Below are 24,889 nucleotides of genomic sequence, written 5' to 3' on the forward strand. Positions count from 1 at the left end.
GTCGCATCAGTTTCTGCTGGAATCGCAAAGAATTGTCTGTTGCCAAAGCCGCTCTATAGGTTAATATTCCTGCGCCAGTCTCACATCCTCTACGTCCAGGTGATTCCTATGTCGACCCGTGTTTCTGTGTGTCTTCCGAACCGCGCCTTCACCTTCGTCCTCGCCAGTCTGCTTGTTCCCTTCTTTCTTGCGCGCCCCAGTCTCGCCAATGAGCCGCGCCACGATAATCAATCCAAAGTGGTCGGCGGCTACTTCGAAGAGTGGAGCATTTATTTCGCCGGTTACAACATTGCCAATTTACAGGCCAATGGCGTTGCAGATAGGCTCACGCATTTGACGTACGCTTTCGGCGACGCCACGCCCACCGGCTGCGCCATTGCGGATAGCTGGGCTGATTATCAGGACCCGTCTCTTCCAAGCGTCAGCGGCGCGACCTACACCGGGCCGCTGTACGGGAATTTCGCCGCGCTGCAGCAGCTCAAGCAACTGCATCCGAATCTGAAAGTGCTGATCTCGCTCGCCGGAGCCGACGGTTTTTCGGCCGCTGCGAGTACCGCGGCAGGCCGTCAGGCCATGGTCTCCAACTGCATCGACCTCTTCGTCAAGGGCAATCTCGCGACCGGAATTTCTGCAGCAGGAGTTTTCGACGGCATCGATATTGATTGGGAATTTCCCAGTGCCGCTGACACGGTAAACGCAACGCTGCTGCTCCAGGAATTTCGCAAGCAGCTCGACGCCTTGGGAAAGGCCAACCACAAGCATTATCTGCTGACCATGTTCGGACCCGCCGGCCAGCAGAATTTCTCTAACATCCAACTGGCCGAAGTCGCCCGCCAGCTGGACTTTTTCAATGTGCAGGGCTATGACTTCCACGGCACATGGGAGACTTCGACCAATCACGCGTCTCCCCTCTTCGACGACAAGCAGGATCCCGACTCCTCCGAGAATTTTTACATCGACTACACGATTCGCTCCTATCTTCAGGCTGGCGTCCCCGGAGAAAAGCTCGTCCTCGGCATTCCCACCTATGCGCGCGGTTGGACTGGAGTTCCGAGCACCGGCCATGGCCTGTATCAAACCTCCACCGGTCCAGCTCCGTTTCCTTCGTCCGATTACCTGCAAACGCCCGGCGTGATCACCTATCTCACGCTCACCGGCCTGACCGGCTACACGCGCCACTACGATTACCGCCGAATCGCCGTGTGGCTCTATGATCCCGGCACGCAAACCTTCTGGTCCTACGATGACCCTGTCACCGTGTGGCTCAAAACTGCGTACGTCCGCACGCGCGTTCGTGGGGGCCTCGGCGGCGCATTTGTCTGGGCTCTCAAGGACGACGACGCCAACGGCACCATCGTGAAAACTATGGCCGCCGGCCTCAATTAATCCCGCGCCACTGCCTCAAATCGCTGTACAGCGCTTTGAGGCAGATCGTCGGATGACTTGATCCGGGTGCTCCAGCATGAGCGCGCGGAAGGAATGTTCTTGAGTGTCCAGGTGATCTCCTGCCTTCACTCATCTATACGACCGTGGCAACGTACGAGGATGCAGAAAGATTGGCTCATCGAGATCAGGTGTTTGCCGTGAGAGGCTGCTCATTGGACGATCTCGAAAACAAAGGGTTTCGGACTCCTGGAAGGCTGACAATGAAATCAGGCAATGCGGTAGAGCACGGCGCGCAAGATACAATTCCCGGTAATGACCCGCTTTGCAATCGCCCTTGCCATGCTCACATTCGGATCGCTCTCAAGCCTGGCCGCCTCAAAGGATGCGGTGTCGTACGTGAATCCGTTAATCGGCACGCAGCGCAGCGCCATCGGATACGGCGGCACCATGCCTTTTGTGACGACGCCGTTCGGCATGACGGATTGGACGCCGCAGACGCGACAGAACAAGATCAGCGTCGTGTCATACAACTACGATGACACGACGATCTCGGGATTCATCGGCACCCACCAGCCCGCAATCTGGATGGGCGATTACGGCTATGTAACGGTGATTCCGCAAGTCGGCGAACTACGCACCACGCCGGAATCGCACAAGCTTCCTTACAACCACGCATCTGAGACGGCGCGGCCGGACTACTATCGTGTCTCGCTCGATGCTGGCGCAGACGGCAAGATCGATGCGGAGATGACCGCTACCGAGCGCTGCTCAATTTTCCGCTTCACGTTTCCTACGAGCGCAGAAGCCCGCGTCATCATCGAAGCGTCGCGACCCGGAATTGCGGGAATGGCATCGGCAAATCCTGAAGCGCGCGAGATTACAGGCTATAACCCGCATCGCATGGATGCGCACCTGGGACCCTTCGCGCTGCCGAACTTCAAGGGCTACTTCGTGGTCCAGTTCCAGCAGGCTCCAGTAGACATGAAGACGTATGGCATGGACGATGCCAAAGCTGAATCAAGCCGCGGGGCGTACGCGGAGTTCAAACCCGGGCAGACCATTCAGGTGCGCGTAGGTACGTCATTCATCAGCATCGAGCAGGCACGCGCAAATCTACAGCGCGAAATACCTGAATGGAATTTTCAATCCGTGCAGCAAAATCTTCGCGCTGCGTGGAACGACAAGTTATCGCGGCTTCAGCTCAGCGGAGCGACTGATGAGAACAGGACGTTGCTTTACACGGCCATATATCACGCGCTGTTGTATCCGCGCGCCTTCTCTGAATACGGCCACTACTACAGCGCCTTTGACGACACCATCCACGCCGGAGAGAGCTATACCGCGTACTCCATCTGGGACACCTTCCGCGCCGAGAACAGCATGCTGACACTCCTGGCTCCAGAGCGCATCGACGGCATGATCACCGCCCTTCTCCAGAATTTCAAGGAAGGCGGCTGGATGCCGAAGTGGCCCAATCCGAGCTACACCAACATCATGATTGCAACGCATGCTGACTCGCTCGTTGCCGAAGCCTTCAGAAAAGGCTTCCACGGTTTCGATCAGCAGGTCGCATGGCAGGCAGTCTATAAGGACGCGATGACACCGCCGGACGGAGACACCACGCGCCGATGGCTGGACCGCGAAGAGCATACTCCCTACGAAGCTCGTGCCGGACTCACCTACTACACGCAGCTTGGCTATATTCCAACGGACAAGACTGACGAAGCCTCCTCGCGAACACTGGAGGACAGCTACGACGATTGGTGCGTCGCGCAGATTGCGAAAGCCCTCGGACGAACGAAGGATTACCGTTTCTTCCTCAAGCGATCTTTGAACGACCGCAACCTCTACAACCCCGCACTTGGACTTATGAACGGCAAGACGTCGGACGGCAAGTGGGCGCCCATCGGTGGCGGCAGGGACGACAACGAGAATCGGTCTGTTTCCGGATGGACCGAAGGCGACGCCTGGGTCTATACGTGGTCGCCACTGCACGACCAGGCAGGATTGATCCAGTTAATGGGCGGAGCGGAAAACTATGACGCAAAGCTGGATCAGCACTTCAGTGGTGGTCATAACGTGCACAACAACGAGCCGAGCCACCACTACGGCTATCTGTACGACTTTGGCGGGCAGCCGTGGAAGACGCAGGCGATGGTGCGCAAGATTGCCGCAAAAGAATATGACGCAAGCCCAGGCGGTCTCGATGGAGATGACGATTGCGGCCAGATGTCGGCGTGGCTTCTCTTTACCGCGATGGGCTTTTATCCGGTGAATCCCGCGAGCGGAGAATACATGATCGGAAGCCCGATGTACGCGCAGCTCTCACTCACACTGGCGAATGGAAATACCTTCCGCGTGGAGGCAAGCAACAACTCAGCGGAGAATGTCTATATTCAATCAGCGAGCCTGAACGGAAACCCACTCGACATTCCGGTCATCACGTGGGAGCAGATCCAGGCTGGAAGTACCCTGCACTTCGTCATGGGGCCGAAGCCGTCGGAATGGGGGAGTAAGTGGAGGCCTTCCCTCATTTCTGTTAATTAGTGCGCGCTTGCAACTCAATCCACAATTACCCAGCTTTTATCGGGGCTGAACTCCGTCATTGCGGTTGCGGTTGCCGTCGTTGTGTTCCCCAGATCCTTTTGCAACAGCACGCCATCCTGGTTGATCATGAAGGTCATCACGCCCGAGTTACCGTATTCTGCCGGATAGGCAACGAATGCAAATCCATTAGTCATTTGCCCGTTGATCACATACTCTTTCGCACCCCCCGGAGTATCGCCGGTTTGCCCCTTCAGCATGCGGAAGTAGTAACCATGGAAAGGTGTGTGCGCATTGGACTTGACACTATATCCTTCGGCGCTTGCAAACGCTGCCAGCGGTCCGAGCGGGCTCTTGGGCTGACCTTCCGGAGATTCCCAGTACAAGCCGTTATGCTTGCCAGGATCGCTGATGAACTTCTCAGCGTATTGTTTCCTTGTCGCGCCATCATGAAGTTGTGAGAAGTACTCAGCCTGAGCATTCGCCGCCGCTTCACAAACGTCGATGACCGCCAACTCATTCCGGCCAACACGGCGATTGAGAATCTCTTCTTTTCCAGCCGCTGTATCGAAGAACCACTGGCCGCTGGCGTTTTTCTTCAGCGGGATTGGGAACGGGAAATTATCGTAGCCGACTAGAAGAATCTGCGAGCCATCCGGCATCTTGCGCCAGCGGTGCATCACATCATATTCCCTCACAAAAGCTGCGGCGGTGTTCTTGTCCTGCACTGCATCGCCAGAGGAGACGACCTCTTTCGAGTCCGGACCTAAAATCGCCGGCAGCGCGCTTTGGTCGCCCGACTTTGCCGCTGCCACGAGCGCATTGCCCGCGTCGTCGGGCGTGGCAAAGGTGCTGATCGATGGTTTGTTCGATTTGCAAGCGGTCAGCGGAAGGACAAGCGTCAGGAGCAGTAACCATGCCTTGAGCGAGACCCTGCAGTGTTTAAGCGACATCGCATCCTCCGGAAGTACAGCGGCAAGGCTCCTCATCAACGCCGCTTACAGAAGTTACCCATTCATCCCGCAGTGAACTACCTGCGACCGCCCCATCCCCCACCGCCGCCACGGCTTTCCGCGCCGCGAGCACTCTCAGACCGGGCTTGCCATCCACCTCCGCCTCCACCCCAGGCCGACGATCCGCCGCCTTCTCGCTGTCCCCAGCCATTCGCTGAACTCGAACTAGGCTTCTCGACGTTGTTCCAGCTTCCGTTCGAGTCTTTCTGCCAGCCGCTTCCCGTGTTCCTGTAAGCGTTGCCGTTCGCAGTCGCATACTTGTTGCCGTTTGCAGTTTGGCCCGCAGCATAGTTGCCGTTCGCGTTCGACCCTGCTATTCCCTTGCCACCGTTGGAAGTTTGTACTGTTCCCACCGAGCCTTGAGCAGTGGTCTGATGCTGGGTGTACGCGGTATTGCCGTTCTTTGAGTAAACCGAGCTCCCATAGTTCCCGTAGGCGTTGGAAGTTTGGTGGGTTGCGGCGTAGGCGCCGGTGTTTGGGTTGTACGCCTGGCCGGCTGCCGTCTTTCCGTAGGGCGTTGAAACGGATCCGCCTCGCGCATACGTTCCGGTGGATGGATTGTAGGCATTGCCTGCTCGCGCGACGCCGTTCGGGCCATAAGCAGTCGCGCTTGAGCCGTAATAGCCGCCGTGCCATGCATTGTTGCCGTAGTACGCGCCGCCCCCGTAAACCACGGCGCCACCGTGCCAGTTACAGTTCCAGGAGCTATAGCCCCACCCGCAGCAACTGTTATTCATCGCCGCACCCAGCGCGATGCCCGCCCCAAAGGCAAGCAGTCCGGTCGTCACCACGGCCGCCGTGCTGTAACCCGGTGTCGCATAGGGAGTGCCGTAGACGACCGTGGGATTATATTGCGGAACGTATACCACCTGCGGATTGGTCGGCTGAATCACGATCGTTTGCGGCGACTGCTGCACAACCGTAATCTGTGAGCCCGAATTCAGATTGCCCGCAGCCTTTGCCTGGGCACGCAGAGTCTGAACCGCCGTCATCACATCCGCCGCCTGATTGTGATATGCCTCACCCAGTGAGGAAGTCCAGCTGAGGTTCTTCGCCAGGTTGTCCATCACCGAGGGAAACTGCGTAAGTGCCTTCACACTGGGATCCCACGGCTGGCCATCCACGGCCTGCATGAGAGCCGAGCCGGTGAGATTCTTATTTTGCTGAAGCCAGTCGTCAGCGTATGCAACCTGATCCGGAAAAGTCGCGGCGCCAAGAATCTGCGCAACCAGAGCGTCCGGATACAGCGCAATCGGCGCAACTAATTGCTGCAGGTCATTCGCCGATAGAGGCGCGCCTTGCCCCGAGTACGATGAAGAACCCCCGTTTTGCGCTGGCGGCGGTGGGGGTTCCTGCGACCACGCATCGTCCTTCGGAATAGTCGCGAAGACCAGAAGGCAAGCCAGCAGATAGACCAAAGTCTTTTTCAACTTAACCAGGATCATCTTCATCTTGCCCTCGATGTACGCACTGAAGGATGGAGCATCGGCATCGCTCCTTCGCATCCTCTGTTGCAACAAGGAAGTACCCATCGCTCGACTTCTCGATTCAGCAGCAAAGCAATCGCAGCTTTGCGAGGCGTCATTTAAGCTATCGAACTGAGGTATGCGTTTCTACTGGCAGATGTGACAGTACCGAACAGCTTTCGTGGGATAGGTTGGAAACTATGAAGATATCGACTGCGAAATATATTTGTGTCCGTCCAGGACGTCACGAATGGCCGGAACTAGATCAGTGGTAACGTCTGATTTAACAACGTAAGCGGAAGCGCCGGCGGAGAATGCGGCGGCAACGAAATCCGGGTCTTCATGAACAGTTAGAAACACGACTTTAGTTCGGTTCTGGGCCAATTTCAGTTCGTTGGCGGTTTGTAGTCCGTTGAGACCGGGCATGGATATGTCCAGAACGAGTACATCGGGATCGAGACGTCGCACTTCCCCCAGAGCGTCTCGGCCGTTGTTCACTGTGCCTACGATGTCAAATTCCTCGCCGAGCACCGCGCGAACCCGATCCAGAATCGCCTCATGATCATCCGCAAGCAACACTCGAATCTTACCCATAACACCACACAATGAGCATTCTTGTCGTGAGCAGCGGGCCCCGCTACTGTCAGTGTGGACAGTAGTAAGAGCCTTCAGGCGTCAATGTGGCGCAAAGCCATCCCGAACCGGAGCTGCGAACGGAGCCACTCAACCAACGACGAAGATCAGTGCGAAGCATCCGGTCACTAAAACGAAGCTTCAATTCCGACAATTGCGCCACTCTGAGTTAAACGGAGACCGACCCGGTTACTACTGGGACTGTTTTTCACCACCAGTCGCGATCCCAGCTGATATCCCGCGTCGAGGCTTAAGTGCTTTGAGATCGTGAAGCCAATACCATCAGCAGTAGATACGAAGTTTCCGTAGCCGAAGAAATACATGCCATTCACCTGTCCCTCCACGAAGAGACGAGGTGAATCCGTCAGATAGAAGCGAAAGTCAGGACCTGCGACCGGAATCGGAGCCAACAGCGACGCCTTGGCCGTAACCGCGGCCTGTTGTACACCCTCACCTGTTACATGGGCTGCCGCGCTGATGCTCGACGAGACATTGAATAGATCAATCTGAACGCCAATTCCGAGATGTCCGCGCTTGCGCCGAATGATGTCGTATTGATAGCCCGGCGCAATCTCAGGAGCATTGAGCTCCGCGTCTACGGTTGCACCCGCGTTGAAGGTCTGGCCCTGAAATTCGATGGTTCTCGCGAGAACCTTCTCCTTCGAGTGATTGTAGTTGGCTCCTACAAGGTAGAAATGATTCTTGTGGGTAAACTTCCAGTCCACTTTTCCGCTAAAGGTTGAGTAGCTGTTGAACCCCAAATCCTTGTTAAGGTCGACGGCATTAGCATCACTGCTTCCCTGAATATTCCCCGAAGGGTTTGAGTAGAACAAGAAGGCGCTGATGCGAGCTTTATAGGAATCGAACTCTTCGTCGCTTTGAGCATGTAAGAAAGCTGAACCTGTTGTAACGAGCAGCAGAAGAGTCAACACCCTCAAGCCTGATTTCACTCGTCCTTCCCGACTGGCTCGTGTCATTTCGCGCCTCGCAGGGAGTTGGATCTCAGCACAAGAGACTCCTTGTCCGCACAGAAGGAGGAGCGCGCAAATTTGGTACGCTCCTCTTCTGCGCGTTCGGCCAATCGTTCTGCGGTGGTCTGCTTTTCCGGTCCGGCACTTGAGGGAGGTCATTAGCTCCGGTAGCAGATCAACCGCGCGTTCCGTGCGGGTGCACGTCGCATCGATCGGCGAACAGTTAGCTACTTCACTACGGAATTGGGCCGGCGATAACTGTCACTTCAGACAGGTGCGATCGAGAAATTCTCATTTAAGTCCTGTCTCATCTGCCACGCCATAGCTGGAACCATAGATTTGGGAAGGACTGTCAGTAGTGACAGTTTCGCCAGTGCCTTCGCGAACATACAGTTTTCACATCCGAAGAGCTTCAGGCTTCATGCCCACAGCACTTCGGGGTCCACGCTGATCCCGCGGATGTAGGTAAAACGACGATGAAGAAGAAGACGCTTGAACGCCTGTTGATTACGTTCGGTGCACTGATCCTCTTCATCTATGCCTTAGCCCGTATTCACGGATTCGTTCTTTCGCGAATGGAGATCGAGAAATTCAAGAGTCAGCAATTGCTGGCGCAGGAATTGAATGGTGGAGCTTCCGCAAATAAATCGCCCGATTTCAGTCTTTGGTCAGAAAAACGCATTCGTGCGTATCAGGAAAGTTTGGCTTCTCATTTTCAACCTGCCGTCGCGCTTCTCCGTATTCCCAGGATTCATCTGGAGGTCCCGGTTCTGGAGGGAACCGATGATCTCACCCTGAACCGGGCAGTGGGACACATCGCGGGCACGACGGCGCCAGGAGAGAACGGCAATATCGGGATCGCTGGGCATCGAGATGGTTTCTTTCGAGAACTAAAGGATGTCGTAACCGGAGACAAGATCGAGATCCTGACACAGAAGGAGACCACCACCTATGTGATTGATCAGATCACCATCGTCAATCCCACCGATGTCTCAGTGCTGGCTCCGCGCTCGCGTTCTTCTGTGACCCTCGTTACTTGCTATCCCTTTTACTTCATCGGCAGCGCTCCTCAACGATACATCGTTCAGGCATCGCTTCTAGGGCCAGATGCAGAGGCACAGCCCAGGAGTGAAGATGCAGAGTTTTGAAGGACAAACAAATACGGATGCAACACAAACAGATGTTTAAACATGCGGCGCTACGGGCTCCGGCTCCATAGTTCCGAAAGCCAAAAAAGGAGAGTACACAATGAACCGAAAAAATACATGGACGTCGCGGTGCTTTGTGCTCACGGTGGGGGCCGTTTGCCTGACCTTTGCCGCAAGCGCAAACGCACAAGTGCAAACCGAAACCAATACCACAGCTGGAACAGCCTCCAAGGCAGTGAAGGTTGAAAGTGCGCAGGTCGTCTACGTCAGCGGGAACGACCTGGTGGTAAAGATGGCGGACGGCACGCTCCGGCATTTCAACAACGTGCCGGAGAGCGCCCGTGTCGAGGTGGATGGGAAGGAGCTTGGCATCCACGACCTGAAAGTGGGCATGACCCTCCATAAAACGATCACTACAACCACAACACCCAAGGTTGTTACCACGACGAAGAGCGTGACGGGCACGGTGTTCTACGTGCAGCCCCCGAACTCAGTGATCCTGACCATGGCAGACGGAAAGAACCAACAATTCAAAATTCCCAAAGGTCAGAAATTCGATGTAAACGGGCAACAGACGGATGCATGGGGGTTGAAGAAGGGAATGACCGTCTCCGCAACTCAGGTTGTCGAAGAGCCGCAGACCGTAGTGACGCAACAAGCGAAGCTGACGGGCACAATGCCACCGCCTCCTCCGCCACCACCGGCAGATGTTCCCATCCTCATAGTTGTAGCTGAGCCGGTCACGCCAGCCGCGCCGGCTCCTGCCGTCGCGGAGGCTGCGCCGGCAACGTTGCCCAAGACGGGAACTGAATTGCCTCTCTTCGGTCTCCTCGGAGTCTTGACCCTATTGTCGGGGCTTGGACTGAGACTGTTTCGTAAAGACGTTTAGTTTTTGCATGGCGACCGGGCCTGCTTTCACGTCTTTGAACAGAGGCAAAGTAAGGCAGGCCCTTTTTTCCCACCGGCGTTATCTGTGGCAAAGCGACCGAGCATATCAGCCCGTGACCCACCCCTTTGCCAGTCGTTGATCACTCAGCCGGGCCCGTTAACAGGGACCTCTATCGAAGACCATGACGCTTCAGAAGAATTACACCTCTGAGCTTTGCGATTGCGGGGAGCGAAATGAAAGCCTCAGGAGATTTTCGGACACTTCGGGCCGTCATTCTCCTTCTCTGCATGGGAACATGCCTTTGCTTTGTGAACTTGGCCTCCGCCGGGGCCAATCTGCCGACCAATCAACCCTCCAGCAAGGAATCGCAGGCTCCGCAAGATTCCACCCGACAATCCTCATCCACCCCCTCAACTGAAACAAAAGCAGAAGAGAAATCTGAAACGAACGAAGAAACGAAAAAGGAGAAAAAGAAAAAGGAAAAAAAGTCCGATCATGCCGGATCATTCGTCATCGCTCCGCTGCCGCTTGTGAGCCCTGCGCTGGGAGCTGGAATCATACCCATTCTCGGCTACATTACCCCCATTCCGGCAAAGGACCGGGGAATAGAACCATCGGTTATTGGCGCAGGTGGCTTGATCACCAACGATGGCAGCCGTGGCTTCGGCATAGGTGCGGATCTCTATCTCGACAAAGCGCGCTATGAGCTTGAGTCCGTCTACGCGCACGGAAACCTCGAGTACAACCTATACGGCGAGGGATTCGTGAATGGAAATGCGGGTCTCAAATTGCCCTTGGAGCAATCTGGCCAGATATTCTTCATCAAGCTCCTCCGCAGAATCCCTTGGGATTTTTATGTCGGTGGGCGCTTCACCACCGGAAGCTCGTTTATCACGCTCAAGCCAACCTCCGAAAAAATTCCACCGATCCCGCCAGACATCGGCTTGCATACAGATCTCCGCGCGTTGGGCATGGAAGTGTGGCGTGATTCGCGTCCAAATCGCTTTTATCCCTTAAAGGGCAGTGTGATCGACTTCACTGGCGACTTCTTCGCGCAGGATCTCGGCAGCAAATATTCCTTTCAGTCCTACAAGTTCACCTTCAACAAATATCTGAGCCTCCCCGACAAGCAGGTCCTCGCCTACAACCTCTATTGGTGCGGCACAGGCGGCACGCCGCCGTTCTATGGCAACTGCATCTATGGTGCGAGCAATGAGCTTCGCGGCTACACCGCCGGTCGGTATCTGGATCACTATATGTTTGCCACCCAGCTCGAATATCGGCTGGTTCTGCCATGGAAGTTCGGCCTGGTTGGCTTTGGCGGTGTTGGCGCAGTCGCTCCGGGCTCAGATCAGTTCTTTCGAGCGAACCATCTGCTCCCCGCAGGCGGAACAGGTATTCGCTACATGTTGAGCAAGAAGTATCACGTCAATCTGCGAACAGATTTCGCCTGGGGTAAAGACAATTTCACATGGGGCGTGGGCGTGGGCGAAGCTTTCTAGCTCGGTCTTGCGACCGTTGGCCCGTCTGATTCGCTGCCGTGATCCCCTCGACCAAATAGGAGAGCCCGCATCTCCCTGTGGCCCATCACTCGTGCAATCTCTCTGAATCCAAAGAACGGCAACAGCAACACGAAGCACATGATACCCACTCCAAGCAGCCCCCTGGGGTTCCACCCAAGCATCGGTGGAATGCTGTTTCGAATGGTATCTCCATGCCAGACTCCCACCACCACACTTTCTACGATGTGAAAGGAGATGAGTAAAACCGTGAAGACGAAGCACTTATGGAGGATCGGGTAGATGAGCGGCTTGCCACTAAACCGAGTACCGAAGTGAAGATGTTCACCGGTCAAGAGGACCTTGGCGAAAACGAACGCGTTGATAATTGCAAAAGTGTGCTCTTCGTAATCCAAATGTCGCTGTGACAGGACAAGACTCTTGTGGATCGAAAGCAGCCCAAACACGACCCACAGGTAAAGGAAGATTACGATGAAGCGCTTGAATTCTTCAGAGGCTCTCTCTTTCAAGTCGCGCTGACGCGGAATTTGAAGGCTTACATCCACCATGTCAGAATTCCTCGACTAAGTTCAGAGTGTATCCAAGGAAGATTGCAAGTCAATAAAAAGCGACCTCTCGCGTTGTAAAGCGATCGATCCATCACACCGCCACCTATACTCCTCTGCCGTCATGCTGTCACGTTTGACAGTTGCTCGTTGCGAGTACTGAGTCCAGCATCTCTGCATGAACTCTCGCCCATAAAGGCAGCAGCTCACTGGCATTCAACGTTTTGCGCGGATTCGGCTGTCCTGCGAAAACCGGGACGAATAAAAGGATGGCAAAATGAAGGCGATTACCGTTAGACCGATGACTCCCGGAAGCGCCCAGCTTGAGGATATTCCCGAACCAGATGAGCGCGAGGGCGCCGTCCTCGTAGAAGCCTTAGCTGTTGGAGTGTGCGGAACCGATGTCGAGATCGTCGAAGGAAAATATGGCTGGGCTCCTCCCGGCAAAGAAAGACTGGTGCTCGGTCATGAGTCGCTTGGTCGAGTCGTCGATCCAGGCACGTCCACCGCGCTGAAGAAGGGCGATCATGTAGTCGGCATCGTACGCCGCCCTGATCCCGTGCCCTGTCCGAACTGCGCGGTGGGTGAGTGGGACATGTGTCGCAACGGCCAATACACGGAACGTGGCATTAAAGAGATCAACGGCTTCATGTCGGAGCGCTGGCGGATCGAGCCCCATTTTGCAATGAAGGTTGACCGCTCTCTCGGGCTGCTCGGTGTGTTACTCGAACCTACGACGGTGGTGGCGAAGGCGTGGGAACAGGTCGTCGCCGTCGGGCAGCGGTCCTTCTGGGAACCAAGGACGGTGTTGATAACAGGTGCAGGGCCAATCGGTCTCTTGGCGGCGCTGCTCGGCAAACAGCGCGGACTCGACGTCCACGTGATCGACATTGCGGATTCAGGTCCGAAGCCCCAACTGGTTCGCGCACTCGGAGCAACCTATCACACCGGCACAATTGCGGACCTCGGCTTCGAGCCGGATGTCATCATCGAGTGCACCGGCGTCGGGAAAGTCATAAAAGACACGATCGGAGCGGTTGCGTCGGGTGGAGTCATCTGCCTTACTGGTGTTGGTGGTGGCGGCGTCATTGGCCAGATGCACATCGCCGATGTGGCAGCTCATGTGGTACTGCGCAACAATGTCGTCGTGGGAAGCGTGAACGCCAATAAGCGGCATTGGTACAAGGCTGGCGAGGCGCTGGCGCGCGCCGACCGCTCATGGCTCGCGCAACTCGTAACACGATGCGAACGTCCGGCAGACTTTGCCAAGGCCTTGACGCGAACTTCAGAAGACATTAAAGTCATCGTTCAGTTCGCGGAGGCCTGAACAAATCGCAGGAAGCTTAATCTAATTATTGACTGCCTTTGCAGTAGCCTTGCCGGCGTCCTTCACTCCGACGGCGGTCTTCTCGCCGGCCTTTTCGGTGTACTTCACCGAAACTTTGCTGCCTTCCTTAATGCCATCGCCGATATCCTTGCCGCCTTCCACGGTAGTCTTGTCGGTCCACTTGATCGTATGTTCTGTGCCGTCGCCGGCCTTAACCACCATCGTCTTTGTATCCTTGTCGACATGCTTGACCACGCCCTTCACAATATGAAAGACGTCATCCTGTGCGGACATTGTCTGTGTCTGCGCCCAGCCAAGAGTGAGAACAACAGCGATGGCAACCAGCAGTGCTGTGTGATAGCTCAATCGTAACTTCATCGGCATTCTCCTTTTCGTACTGCCCCTTACGGGAACTGTTTTCATTGTTTGCTAGTTCATCACAAATGAGGCGAGTTGAAAAGTGCCGACGCACACCTCATGGCGCCAGGGCAAGGAAGGGGAAGTCGCAGCTGATTTTTTTTGGAATGCTCTAAATCTGAAGATGGTAAGAGGTATGAAAGGATCAAGCGGCTTGCTGCTAGATCACGATCTAACTTCTTTGCTGGAGACTTACTCATTTATGGCGGAGAAATGACCGAGTGCTTGATGGCGTATTGCACCAGCTCCGAATTTGTTTTGATTCCCAATTCCTCCATGATCTTGTACTTATGAAAACGCACGGTCCTGCGCGATATCTGGAGAATGTAGGCGATCTCCTTCATCGATTGGCCCTCCGCAAGCATCTGCAGCACTTCCCGCTGTCGGTCGGTCAGCGCCTTGGGGCGATTGAGCGACATCGGATCGCGAACGAACATCTCCTCCATCGCATGCCTTATTTGCGGCGTGACATAGGAAGTTCCGCGGATTACGTTATGGACGGCCTGCAGAAGTTCCTCACCCGGTGAATTCTTCAGCAGGTAACCGGAGGCTCCGATCCGAAATGCCTCGCTCGCAATTTCCGCATCGGGATTCATCGTAAGGAAGATGAGTTTTACCCGAGGCATCAGCTTCTTCAGCTCTCGCCCGGCATCGAGCCCATTCAGCAAAGGCATTCCCACGTCCACCAGCACGAGATCGGGGTTCTTCTCCACGGCTGTTTTGATCAAAGCGCGGCCATCCTGAACACAACCAATCACCTCAAATACAGGCTCAAGCAGTTTCTGCATCCCGGCACAAAACATCATGTGGTCATCCGCCAGCAAAATGGTTGTTCGCCTCATAGCAGCCCTGTCACTCCTGCAATCTCTTCCGATAGGTCGCCTTCTGCGGCCGATCCATTCTCAACGCCAAAGGGCACTACAACAAGAACTTTTGTACCCATCCCAATCTGCGACTCGACAGAGAGCCTGCCGTGCACCAGATGCACCCGTTCCTGCATGCTCACAAGTCCCAATCCTCGGCTCTTCTTCGCTTCTGCCACGTCGAAGCCGGTGCCCGCATCGCGAACCTCAAGCTGCACCTCGTCGGCAGTCCCGCTGATCCTTACTGTGAACTGCTTCGTCCCGCTATATTTCACCGCATTGTGCAACGCTTCTTGAGTAACGCGGAAGAGGCATAAGGAAACATCTTTGGACAGATGCCCGGGCACATTGCTGTCCGTAAACGCAATGCTCACCTTGTGCTGTTTGGAAAACTCGCTGCAGAAGCCCCTGATCGCAGCTACCACGCCGAGATAATCGAGTTTCGATGAGTGCAGTTCATGGGATAGCGATTGAACATCGCCTGCAATTTCAGAACAGTGTTTCCGAATCTCCTCCAGGCTCTTCGCCGGCCCGTTCGGACTGCGATTCGCCTGCTCAATCTCCATCGAGAGCAGCGCCAGCCTCTGGCAAATATCGTCATGCAGATCTCTGGCAATGCGGCTGCGCTCGTTCTCCTGCGCCTCAATCAGTTGACCGCTCACCTTTTCCAGTGCCTGCTGAGCCAGCTTCTGGTCCGTTACATCGATGGCCGAACCGATAAACCCGGCAAACGATCCATCCCCATTCATTCTTGGCGAGACAACGTCAAACATCCGCCGATGGACTCCATCGCTGCGCCGCAGCCGGTATTCCATCGAAAACGGTTGCCGGTCTTTGAGCGCCTGCGCGAGCCTGTCGAGAATGCCCTTCACATCATCCGGATGAACATACGCAGCCCACGAGTCGCCATAGCCCGCCTTGAGATCCGGGCCGGTAAACGCCATACGCCGTTCATTCAGATATGTGATCTTGCCACGCGGGTCGCACATCCAGACCAGCGATGGCGTACTATCGGCCATCACGCGGAAGCGTTCCTCGCTCTCCCGCAGCACCGCTTCCGCCTTCCGCTTGCGCGCTCGCTGCCACAGCAGCCCAACAATCAGAAGCGCCAGAACGGCGATCAATACGATAACGACAATCAGAACCTGTCGATGTTGTTCCCAAAACGTAGGTTCCCGATACAGGACCACACTACCCGCCGGCAGCGCCGACTCCGGGATATGCCAGCGCTGAAGCGCACGCCAGTCCACCTGGATTTGAGAATTAGTCGTGTCTACGGGCGGAATGTTTTCTGCCCGCTCGCCTGCCAGCAATCTCCCTGCGATGTCTCCCGTCAACAGATCGTCCTTCTTCCAATCGCGGTAGGCGCCGCCAATGCACCCATAGTTCAAACAAAGAGTGTCCCAGGCAGAATAGGTGGGCATGCGTCGTGCCGTCGCAGACAGCACGTCATAAGCTCCGATCGTTGGCTCAGTGGAATTTGCCGGCGCGAGTTGGAAGAGGGCTACTGTATGGGGAGGAAGGGCGGCAATCTTCTCAAGCATCTCCCGGCTTGGAGGGCCGATAATATCGATCTCCTTCACCTTGTCCTGATGACGAAGAAGCTCGGAATGCGTGACGCCCACCCAGTACTTTTCATTCTTGCTCGGTATGTCCGATATGATGACCACCGCTTTTGTATCTGGATCAAGGCGAAGCGCAAGATCGATTGTCTGTCGAATAGCAGGAGAAGCGGTCACCCCAGTCTCATCGGGCAACATCGTCTGCCCTTCCAGTTCGCTCGCACTGACTCCGAAGAAGACAATGGGCACTCCGGGGAACATCTTGTTACGGTATTGCATAACGAAGTGAATCGCCTCAATTGAAGCCGCAATCAGAACGTCCGGTTTCACGTCCCTGAACTCACGGCGAAAGGTCTCCGCCAGGCTTTCGCGATAGAAGTTATCGTCCAAGCGCCGGTAATCCAAATATGCGACAGAAAAGTTAACCGGGCCCTGAACACGAGCCCGCGCCGAGGATTCAATCAATTGCAGCGGTAAAGGGTCGCGCTCAAAGGTGCTGAAGACGACCAGCACATTTTTGGCGTTTGTCTGCGCCGGCGCACAAGCACCCATGACCACCCAGAACAGAATGCCAAGGGCAGCAACCCAGGCACACGTGCAGGGTGCTCGAACGCCAAACTCCCGAAAGGTATCGAACAGCGTTTTGCCTCGAATGGTCCCCATAGCCTCTTGCTCAGATCAAGTGGGGTTGCCGCAATCGCTGCGCCAGACCAGCTCTTGTTTTTTATTCGTTCGGGGCCCGGGCCAGTCTGGATTAGCCTGAATACTCTACAGAACTGCCATAGCTAAAGAACTGCCGAATGGAATGCAACAGGATTGTAGCGCTTCGCGGGTGCGGGCTGGTAGTAGTTTCCTGTCGCCCTTGTTACATTTTGTCGCTAAAAGGGTGCGCGTAACGAGTGACAAAACACCTTAGGATTGCCAGACTTCGATAACAAAGCCCTTGTTTTCTGATCAATTTGCGTTCAATCCTGATCCCCTGAAATTCTTGTCAAGCCCCCTCCGGCACAGAAATCTTCTAACCGGCACATTCCAAAGCGAAAAAAGCGAAGCCAAACTGGCGTACTATTACCGTCAAAATTGCTAAACTGGATATAGAGAGAAAAAAGCCCGCCGAGACCCGGCGGGCTTTCGTGTTTTTGGGGAACCTCAATCTCACGTCTTCCCGCTGTGAAAACAGCAACTCTAATTAAGCCGTCATTCTGACGACCAACGGGAGAAAGAATCTGAACGACGTGTGCGAGACGCACATTGCTGGATTCACCGGCCTCAATCCAGAAATCCGGGTGCCCCATGTCTTGAAAAGACATGGGATGACACCATCGCCCCAATAAACACGCTCTCAGGAATCGGGTAAAAAAGACCGCGCAGAACGCACCCTAACCAGCAGCAAAAAGAAGAATTTACGAAAAATATAGGGGGGACCAAACCCAATGTACAACGAGTGCCGACACATCTTCACCAGCGGACGCAAATGCCAGTCACCCGCCCTCAAGGCCGAGGACTTCTGCTACTTCCACCACAAGACCCGCCGCCGCCCATCGCCCGCGAACCAGCCCTACGAGCCCTACACCGAACCCAAAGAGACCACCCTCAACCTCTCGCCACTCGAAGACGCCGACGCCATCCAGCTCGCCATCTCCGACGTCGTCCTGGCATTAGCCGCCAACCGCATCGACTCCCGCCGCGCCCGCATCCTCATCTATGGCCTGCAGGTGGCCTCGCAAAACAACCGCCACCGCGCCGCCATGGCCGCGAAAGAAGCAGCACCGATCGAGCAGACGGTTCGCGAAGCCCACGAACACGCAGACGGCACCCTCATCGGACCGGAAAAACAGAGCCCCGAACCGGAAGAAGCCGCCGCCAGAAAACGCCCACCCAGCCTCGGCGAAATCCTTCTCCGTCAAGCCGAAGAACTGAGCGCCCGAAAAGCAGAAGAGGCCAGGCTGAATGCAGAAACAGTAGATGCCCCCGAGTCAGCCGAGCAAACAAAGACCTTCCTGCTCCCAAAAGTCCTTGCCGTCGCAGATCCGAGTCATCAAATCGCTACTCGACCACAACAAGCTCCGCCGTGCTGTTTCCGCACATCCCGTAAATCGCACCAGAAAGACAAGCTCCAACGGAGTACTTGTAGCAGCCCGGAGTCTTGGCCACCAGAGTCACGGACTTGTCCGAGCCACCGATAATGTCGTCAGTCGAGAACGGTGTCTTCGGCCCCATGTCAACGATAAAGCCCTGATGCCTCGTGTCGCTCTTCCAGACCACCGCCGTACCCGCCTTCACGCAGAAGGTTGAGTTTCCCTTTGCGTCCTGGATGCTGGGAGTCGCCGAAGCGGAGTCCGCAGTGCGCTTGACATCAACAGAGCAGGGCTCTGAAGCCGATCCGCATGTATTGCTGGCAGTGCAAACCGATGCGGGATTCGGCTCCGAGCAGGCATACTCACTTTTTTTATCCTGCGCCTTGGTTGCCTCGGCGAACAGGACAAGCGCTATCGCGAGCAAAGTGCATCGGATAGCAAAATGTCGAAGGAACCTCATAACGTACCTCGCTTGGATAGTCAAAACTACCCCGGCTATTGAAAGCTGTTGAACCCTTGTTTCCTAAGTCCGGATGAAAGGGTAGCCGCAGGCAGGCGCGGGTTAGTTGACCCCAGCCGTGCCTTTCCAATCGATAATGTCCTGCAGTTTCCAGGGATTCTGATTGAGGTCCAATTGCAGCTTGCCTTCTTTGTCAAGAATCAGTTGCGCCAATGGGTAGAGAAGCCCTGTGCTCTTGCTCTTATCCTGATCGTTAAGCTCTAGTACGCCGGCAGTGAGGTCGTACGACATCGTTTGGCTATCCGTCCAGGCCTCACCAAACCTGATCTGTCGATTGGTGGCAAAGACGATCCGTCGGCCGTTCGGTGTCGGAGTCATCGCAATGTAGGCGCAATCAAAGCCCAACGTGCCAGTGATCTCGATGTGCCCTACGGCTCGCATCTTCTGGAGCGCAGTAACCAGTCCCTGGTTTTGGCCCTTCTCGAAAGCCTGCACCAGATTTGTTCTGTCTGCAGGTGTTGAGAATTCGTAGATATTCAATGTTACGCCGATATTCTGGCCCAGTTGCGTGCCCGTGCCGAACGCCGTGGCGTCGATCGTTTCATACTTGTCTCTTGAAAATGCCGGCCTGCTCCCAGCCAGCATGACGGTCAGCACCACTGCGCTTATCGCGACGAATTTTGTAGATATTCTTCGTATATACATACTTTTCGCTCCTTAGATATCCAATTCGTGGCCTTGGGTCCCGAGGAGCCAAACCGTATATCGTCACCAGACGCACATCAACTGGCACAAGTGTCAGTTAGCAAAGGGGGAATGAGCGCAACTCGAGTATCTACTGTCCGGATAAGTCGACACTGGAGTCGATTAAACCTTCTGGTAGTTGCTGTTCTGGATCGCGATCGTCAACTGTTTGCTGACGCCATCGATGGTCTCCGCCGACACATGATTCGGTCCGTCGGGGATAGCGCTGAATTGAACCGTCACGTTGACCGCATCCTTGGGGTCACTTAAGTAGCTCGCAATGGATAAGCTCACAATACTCTTCTGTGCCTTGTCCACAACCAGAGTCATGTTGTCGCCCTGCTTGAGGTAATTAGAGATCACCAGCTTGTATTGTCCCGGCGTGCCTGCCTCTGGGCTCAAAGCAATGTTGCCCTTCTGCCGGGCTTGTTCAATCGCATCCTTATCCGGTGGGACATATTGCTGGATCAACGCCTTGATTTGGTTGGCGTAGTCTTCGTATTCTTCCTTCTTTTTTGCGACTACGTGTTCTTTGAGCCGCCCTCCTCTTCCTCCACTTTGCGCGGCGGGCTGGGCTGGGGGATCAAGCGAGGTCTTTTGCGGTTTACCGTCGGGACCCAGGCGCACCTGGAAGTGTTCCTGCTTCTTCTGCTCGCCTTTCAGGCTGATAGTGACAGTCTCATTCCAGCTGTATTGCGCAAGCGCCTGCTTATTCTTTGCCATGGCCTCTTTTAGATCGGCAACCCGCTGCTGCATCTCAGGATTCTGAGCGCCCATCGAACGAGTCAGTACTGAGCCAATGGCTAGACAACACAGGATCAGTGAGAAGCTGATCCCCTGGGATCTTTTTTTGCTCATATCACGTTCCTTCCACGATTTATCTCGGGCTTCGTCCTGCTACTGTTTAGGGGGATAATTCTTCAATAATTTCGCCATGGCATTGTTTAGATTCTTCTGGTTCTTCTCTTGGTTTGAGCTGGGATTGAGTGTCTTGGTCGCACTTCCGGTCCAAACAAGCTGTTTCGTGGTCGGATCATACATATCCAAAACGAGAGTCCCAACATCAATGGTTGAGCTTGTCGCAGTTGCCATCCCGCCTCCCCACCGCAATCCGCCGCCCATGCCGTACGCGTTCCACTGCTGTTGCTGAGCTACTGACACCTGATAGGCGACATAGAGGTCAGCCTTGTCACTATCCGTCGAGGTTAGGCCTTTGGCCGACAGCTGAGAGTTGATGGCATCCTTGATTTGTGCATCCACAATCTGGTTCGGATACTTCGCGTTTGGGACTACCACCCACTTATAGGTGTGAAATTTCGAAAAGTCCGTTCCCGGCATGGCGTTGTATTTGACATCCTGCGCGGCAACGCTCCCTGCAGTGAGCATCAGGAGAGCAACGGCGAGCGCCGTTGAAAAAACCGTCATACCTTGTCTTAGCCGCATTTCTACCTCCTATCCGAGGTAAAAATACGAGCATTTTGGGAAAGAGGGAACTGGCATAGATGACAGGTGGAGCCTGTCGCTTCCGCCAACGGTGGCCTAGGCAAAAGAAATTGGAGGGCGGGGCGTCCAGGAAGAGTGTTTATCGCTTCAGCACCTGCTCCAAATATGCCAGGGCGCGGGCATCCTGGGATTGTCCCAGCCAGAAGAAGGCCTCTTTGCGGATCACGGGATTCGGGTTTGTATCTGCTACATGAATGAGCTGTGGTACGCCTTCATCCTTTGGCAATTGGCTGAGGGCAAAGACAGCCTTCTTCTTTACATCCGTCTCAGGGTCATTCTGAATCGCATCGGTGATTGCGGCGCTTGCTTTCTTGCCGGCCTTCTGAGCCAACCAGAAGAGAGCCTGTTCTCGCACCTTAGGGTTGGCGTCGGATTTCGCCATCCGCAACAATTCATCTTGCGCTTCGGGATCGGAGTTTTGCGAGAAGTCAAATGGCAGCTTCTCTCGAAATGCTGTTTCGGTAGTTTGCTTTTCCAGAGCTTGCAAGGCTACGAAGCCTTCGTGCCCGCGTTGCACTCCCAGCCAGAACGCTGCCTGCTCACGCACATGCATAGACGCAGTCGATAATGCGATTTGAGAGAGAGCATGCGTGGCTTCCGGCGTCTCGTGATAGCTGATCGACAGGAGTGCGCCATCGATAATTTTGGAGTGATCCGATTGCGATGACTGCGTCGCGAGTTGAGCAAGAAATGCGACGCTCTCATCCGGATTGACTCCGGTTAACCACGTGAATGGAACACCGCCCGCATCGAGATGGCATCCGGCCATAACTGGCCTGACCCTGATAATTTGACCGTGATCCAAGCGAAAAAGAATATAGATGTTCTGTGGAACCGGCGCGCGGTCGCCACTGCTCATGCTGTGGTCATTCTCTTCCAGTCGATATTCACCGCAACATCCATCGTCCATCTGTGATGTATCTGACCAGTTTGAACACGTAGATAGATGCGATTGTGGAAGAGCCGCCACTTCATATCCCAGCCAGAGTTGCTCACTTGATTGGCGAAATCGGTCCACCGCAACGGTGAGTTTCCCTCCTAGCGGTTCGACCGTGAACTGAGTGTTGGTGACCTTCGGTTGCTGCGCCAGAAGTGCAAGCGTGGATGCGCAGATGACGATTGCAAGTAGATGCCTCTTCATAACCTGGCTCCTTATTTGTTGAGAACTTCAATCATGTAGTCGGTCGCTTCCTTGTTGTGCATCACCGCGAGCTTTCCGACGATATCTCGCTTTGCGGAAGGATCTTTCTCAGAGCGTGCGAGCGCGACAAGATCGTGTGCGTCCCCGGCAACGAACAACGCGTCGAGCACAGCCTTCTTCGATTCTTCATCTGTGCTTTTGGAATAGATCGACATTAATGTTGGAACCGAGGAAGAGCCGCCGACGACTCCCAGATTCCGGATCGCCTTGCGGCGAAGCTCAGGATCCTGTTCAGACGAAGCGATTGCGCTCAGTGCCTCGGCTCCTTTGGCGCCGGCGGGAACAAATGCGTTGATCACCGCCGCCTTGACGTCTTTGCTACTGGTCGCCTGATACAGGGTCGATAGCTGGGAGACAGCGCCGAGAGCGCCGAGTTCTGAAATAGCATGCCGCGCCAGTTCGGGATCGGATTCGTGCTGCGCCACCTGTACTAACTTGTCGGGCGCATTCATCACGAGGTAGGAATTCAGAACAGCTCTCTTGACAGACTCGTTGGTTGACCGAGCGTAAATATCTGCAAGCGTGTCAGCAGCTTTATTTCCCTTGGTGACCGCGAGCAGATTAATGGCCTTGACCTGCAGGTTAGGATCCTTTTCGCCGCGAATGATCTGCCCAAGCAAATCCTGTGCCTGCTTCGACTGATCCTGTGCAAGCACAAAGAGGGCGCGCTCTTTCAGGCGCTCAGACTGTTGCCCTTCCAGGATGTGCTGAAGGATTGGCAGAGCATTCGCATCTCCACTTTGCATCAGCGAGTTCAGGGCGAGCAACTTAAGATCTTCATCCTGCTCCGCTTGCGGCTGGACAGGGCTGCCACTCTTGCCGCGGATTTCGATTTCGAGCGCATTGCATTCCTTGAGCCAATTACTCTTTGGAAACGACAGGCGAAGATCAGAGCACGTCTTCAGGGCATCAGAAGAATTGCCCTCCTTGTTCTCCGCGTAGGCCTTCCAGTAGAGAGCACCATCGGCGCGACGGCCATGTTGATCAACTACTTGGTTGAGCAGCGACTCCGCATCCGACCAGCGGCTCTCATTGATGGCGCGGGTCGCGTCGGCGTAAAGCTGATCCTCACGCGCGTTCGCCTGCGCTGCATCGCCTTCAGAGGGCTGAAAGATGAGCGCCGAGGCACCTGGAACCGGCAGTAACAAGGCGCCGCAAAGTGCGACAGACCAAAACCAATGGGTTGTTCTCATTAAATATTTGCTCCTTTCTGGGAAGCTTGAGCATTTGTTTTTTGTTCGGAAACCTTTGTGCGTAGAACACGGATCTGGAAGAGCAGGCCTTGCGTGTTCATTTCCTGTTGAATCCGCGCGATGTCTGTGTTGCTCAAATCGTCAGGTGAATTGGCGACCTCAAGAAGCACGCGCTCAAGATGATCAAGCGCGGCAGCGAGAAGAGGATCATCGGTTTGAGCGACGCTCTGCCGATATAACCGATTGTCGGTGAGCAGCTGCCGGGCCTCAGCCTGCAACGGTAAATCAACATTCTCCCCTTCGGCGCCAGCATGGTTCAGCTGAACAAGGAGACGCTCTGACCGGTCGAGGTGATTGTCGAGAACAAAGAGTACAACACGCTCTTTTGCCTGTTGCGGATTGCCTGCTTGCAGTGTTTTGGTGTGAGCATGCTCCCACATTCGTCCCGCCCAAAATGCTCCAGCCAGAAACACCAGGCAGGCTGCTGCATATGCAAGTTGAGGCCAGAGTAAGAATCTGCGCTTCCGTTTAGGCTGATAAGGCCGCAGTGCTCCTTGGATGGATTGCCAGACTTGGGCTCCGTATTCTGAACTTCTCGGCGGCGGCTCCGGCACGCGAATACTTCCGAGCAGTTTTCCCAGCTCTTCATAAGCCTGGGCACATTGCTTGCAGGCCTGAAGATGTATCTCGGCATCAACCTTATGGGAATCCTCCGAGTAGTAGTGCTCGATCATCTCTTCTTCTGTCAAGTGCTTCATGACTTCACCCAAAGCGGCGCGAGCGACTGCCGCATTTTTTGTACTGCGCGAAACACGGCCTGCTTTGCTGCGTTCGGCGCGATTCCGAGTGCGATTGCAATCTCTTCTGTTGAGCGGTCTTCCATGTGGCGAAGAACGAAGGCGACGCGCTCGGTCGGCGTCAGTTTTTCCATGGCGGCTTGTCTACGCGCCTCGATCTCCTGGCTGAGCAGAAGCCGGTCGGGTCCGGCGGTGCGGTCCTGGAGTTGAATGGCTGCCTGCTCACCGTCGTATTCCTCGGTAATGGGCATCACCGCCTGGTTCCTATGTTTGTTCAAGACATCGAGTGCGCAGTTCATAGCAATCCTGTAGAGCCAAGTACGAAAGTTGGATCGGGCATCGAAACCTTCGAGGCCGCGATAGCCTCGGAGGAATGCTTCCTGCACAACCTCTTCGGCGTCGGCCTCGTTTTCCGTAATGCGGAAGGCGACACGAAATACACTTTGACTGTGGCGTGCCACGAGCTGGCCATATGCGTCCTTGTCTCCGGCTAGAACGGTCCGGATGAGCGCGTAGTCGTCATTCCCCATTCAGCGCATTAGACAGGATTGTGGGCATGCGGTTAGGAAATTTTTTCGGGACAGCTCGTGGAAGAAGCGCAGGCCATTCTGTGGATGTCCGAATTTCCT

General features: G+C 55.1%; 23 protein-coding genes. 7 read left to right on the forward strand and 16 right to left on the reverse strand.

What is annotated here, in order from left to right; all coding sequences use genetic code 11:
• Nucleotides 1–108: 108 nt before the first annotated feature.
• On the forward strand, nt 109–1,386 hold the full coding sequence (locus H7849_RS17460; protein ID WP_186741088.1) for a glycoside hydrolase family 18 protein: 1,278 nt from the start codon (nt 109–111) through the stop codon (nt 1,384–1,386).
• 312 nt (nt 1,387–1,698) lie between these two features.
• Nucleotides 1,699–3,933, forward strand: coding sequence for a GH92 family glycosyl hydrolase (locus H7849_RS17465; RefSeq protein ID WP_186741090.1), 2,235 nt, complete (start codon nt 1,699–1,701; stop codon nt 3,931–3,933).
• Nucleotides 3,934–3,947: 14 nt separating this feature from the next.
• Here H7849_RS17465 and H7849_RS17470 read toward each other — a convergent pair whose 3' ends face one another.
• From H7849_RS17470 to H7849_RS17485, 4 genes are all read right to left on the reverse strand, one after another.
• Nucleotides 3,948–4,883 carry a DUF2950 domain-containing protein gene (locus H7849_RS17470; protein WP_186741092.1) on the reverse strand — a complete coding sequence of 312 codons (936 nt, stop codon included), beginning with the start codon at nt 4,881–4,883 and terminating at the stop codon, nt 3,948–3,950.
• Between the two features lie 77 nt (nt 4,884–4,960).
• Nucleotides 4,961–6,475, reverse strand: coding sequence for a DUF3300 domain-containing protein (locus tag H7849_RS17475; protein ID WP_251106335.1), 1,515 nt, complete (start codon nt 6,473–6,475; stop codon nt 4,961–4,963).
• Between the two features lie 132 nt (nt 6,476–6,607).
• Complete coding sequence (locus H7849_RS17480; protein WP_186741094.1) at nt 6,608–7,003, reverse strand: response regulator; 396 nt, start codon at nt 7,001–7,003, stop codon at nt 6,608–6,610.
• Between the two features lie 167 nt (nt 7,004–7,170).
• Nucleotides 7,171–8,019 carry a hypothetical protein gene (locus tag H7849_RS17485; protein ID WP_186741096.1) on the reverse strand — a complete coding sequence of 283 codons (849 nt, stop codon included), beginning with the start codon at nt 8,017–8,019 and terminating at the stop codon, nt 7,171–7,173.
• Nucleotides 8,020–8,489: 470 nt separating this feature from the next.
• Here H7849_RS17485 and H7849_RS17490 point away from each other — a divergent pair, with 470 nt between their 5' ends.
• The 3 genes from H7849_RS17490 (at nt 8,490) to H7849_RS17500 (ending at nt 11,552) form a co-directional block, all read left to right on the forward strand.
• Nucleotides 8,490–9,161 carry a class D sortase gene (locus H7849_RS17490; RefSeq protein ID WP_186741098.1) on the forward strand — a complete coding sequence of 224 codons (672 nt, stop codon included), beginning with the start codon at nt 8,490–8,492 and terminating at the stop codon, nt 9,159–9,161.
• Nucleotides 9,162–9,261: 100 nt separating this feature from the next.
• Nucleotides 9,262–10,050: an LPXTG cell wall anchor domain-containing protein gene (locus tag H7849_RS17495; protein ID WP_186741100.1), complete on the forward strand. Its 789-nt coding sequence runs from the start codon at nt 9,262–9,264 to the stop codon at nt 10,048–10,050.
• A 233-nt stretch (nt 10,051–10,283) separates the two neighbouring features.
• A complete protein-coding gene (locus H7849_RS17500) occupies nt 10,284–11,552 on the forward strand; it encodes a BamA/TamA family outer membrane protein (RefSeq protein ID WP_186741102.1) in 1,269 nt (422 codons plus the stop codon).
• Here the strand turns inward: H7849_RS17500 and H7849_RS17505 are convergent.
• Entirely contained in the window at nt 11,549–12,118 is a 570-nt protein-coding gene (locus H7849_RS17505; RefSeq protein ID WP_186741103.1) for a hypothetical protein, read from the reverse strand. The two genes, H7849_RS17500 and H7849_RS17505, sit on opposite strands and share 4 nt — an antisense overlap.
• A 274-nt stretch (nt 12,119–12,392) precedes the next feature.
• On the opposite strand from H7849_RS17505, the gene H7849_RS17510 reads away from it, so the two are divergent.
• Nucleotides 12,393–13,442, forward strand: a complete 1,050-nt coding sequence (locus tag H7849_RS17510) for a glucose 1-dehydrogenase (RefSeq protein WP_186741105.1) — start codon at nt 12,393–12,395, stop codon at nt 13,440–13,442.
• 21 nt (nt 13,443–13,463) lie between these two features.
• Here the strand turns inward: H7849_RS17510 and H7849_RS17515 are convergent, their stop codons facing one another.
• From H7849_RS17515 to H7849_RS17530, 4 genes are all read right to left on the reverse strand, one after another.
• Entirely contained in the window at nt 13,464–13,820 is a 357-nt protein-coding gene (locus H7849_RS17515) for a hypothetical protein (RefSeq protein WP_186741107.1), read from the reverse strand.
• A gap of 239 nt (nt 13,821–14,059) precedes the next feature.
• On the reverse strand, nt 14,060–14,701 hold the full coding sequence (locus H7849_RS17520) for a response regulator (RefSeq protein ID WP_186741109.1): 642 nt from the start codon (nt 14,699–14,701) through the stop codon (nt 14,060–14,062).
• Nucleotides 14,698–16,947 (reverse strand): sensor histidine kinase, encoded by a 2,250-nt coding sequence (locus tag H7849_RS17525; RefSeq protein WP_186741111.1) that lies wholly within the window; start codon nt 16,945–16,947, stop codon nt 14,698–14,700. Before H7849_RS17525 ends, H7849_RS17520 begins: the two co-directional genes overlap by 4 nt.
• A 302-nt stretch (nt 16,948–17,249) precedes the next feature.
• Entirely contained in the window at nt 17,250–17,594 is a 345-nt protein-coding gene (locus H7849_RS17530) for a hypothetical protein (RefSeq protein WP_186741113.1), read from the reverse strand.
• A 123-nt stretch (nt 17,595–17,717) separates the two neighbouring features.
• On the opposite strand from H7849_RS17530, the gene H7849_RS17535 reads away from it, so the two are divergent.
• Nucleotides 17,718–18,470, forward strand: a complete 753-nt coding sequence (locus tag H7849_RS17535) for a hypothetical protein (protein ID WP_186741115.1) — start codon at nt 17,718–17,720, stop codon at nt 18,468–18,470.
• A gap of 454 nt (nt 18,471–18,924) precedes the next feature.
• Here H7849_RS17535 and H7849_RS17540 read toward each other — a convergent pair whose 3' ends face one another.
• From H7849_RS17540 to H7849_RS17570, 7 genes are all read right to left on the reverse strand, one after another.
• Complete coding sequence (locus tag H7849_RS17540) at nt 18,925–19,527, reverse strand: hypothetical protein (RefSeq protein WP_186741117.1); 603 nt, start codon at nt 19,525–19,527, stop codon at nt 18,925–18,927.
• Nucleotides 19,528–19,689: 162 nt separating this feature from the next.
• On the reverse strand, nt 19,690–20,424 hold the full coding sequence (locus H7849_RS17545; RefSeq protein WP_251106336.1) for a hypothetical protein: 735 nt from the start codon (nt 20,422–20,424) through the stop codon (nt 19,690–19,692).
• Nucleotides 20,425–20,463: 39 nt separating this feature from the next.
• The gene (locus tag H7849_RS17550) at nt 20,464–21,009 is read right to left on the reverse strand and encodes a DUF4136 domain-containing protein (RefSeq protein WP_251106337.1); all 546 of its coding nucleotides are present in this window, start codon (nt 21,007–21,009) and stop codon (nt 20,464–20,466) included.
• 139 nt (nt 21,010–21,148) lie between these two features.
• The gene (locus H7849_RS17555; protein WP_186741118.1) at nt 21,149–22,210 is read right to left on the reverse strand and encodes a HEAT repeat domain-containing protein; all 1,062 of its coding nucleotides are present in this window, start codon (nt 22,208–22,210) and stop codon (nt 21,149–21,151) included.
• An 11-nt stretch (nt 22,211–22,221) separates the two neighbouring features.
• Nucleotides 22,222–23,463 carry a HEAT repeat domain-containing protein gene (locus tag H7849_RS17560; RefSeq protein WP_186741120.1) on the reverse strand — a complete coding sequence of 414 codons (1,242 nt, stop codon included), beginning with the start codon at nt 23,461–23,463 and terminating at the stop codon, nt 22,222–22,224.
• Complete coding sequence (locus H7849_RS17565; protein ID WP_186741122.1) at nt 23,463–24,221, reverse strand: hypothetical protein; 759 nt, start codon at nt 24,219–24,221, stop codon at nt 23,463–23,465. Before H7849_RS17565 ends, H7849_RS17560 begins: the two co-directional genes overlap by 1 nt.
• The gene (locus H7849_RS17570) at nt 24,218–24,790 is read right to left on the reverse strand and encodes an RNA polymerase sigma factor (RefSeq protein WP_186741124.1); all 573 of its coding nucleotides are present in this window, start codon (nt 24,788–24,790) and stop codon (nt 24,218–24,220) included. Before H7849_RS17570 ends, H7849_RS17565 begins: the two co-directional genes overlap by 4 nt.
• Nucleotides 24,791–24,889 lie beyond the last annotated feature (99 nt).

Source organism: Alloacidobacterium dinghuense (assembly GCF_014274465.1).
GTDB classification, from domain to species: Bacteria; Acidobacteriota; Terriglobia; order Terriglobales; family Acidobacteriaceae; genus Alloacidobacterium; species Alloacidobacterium dinghuense.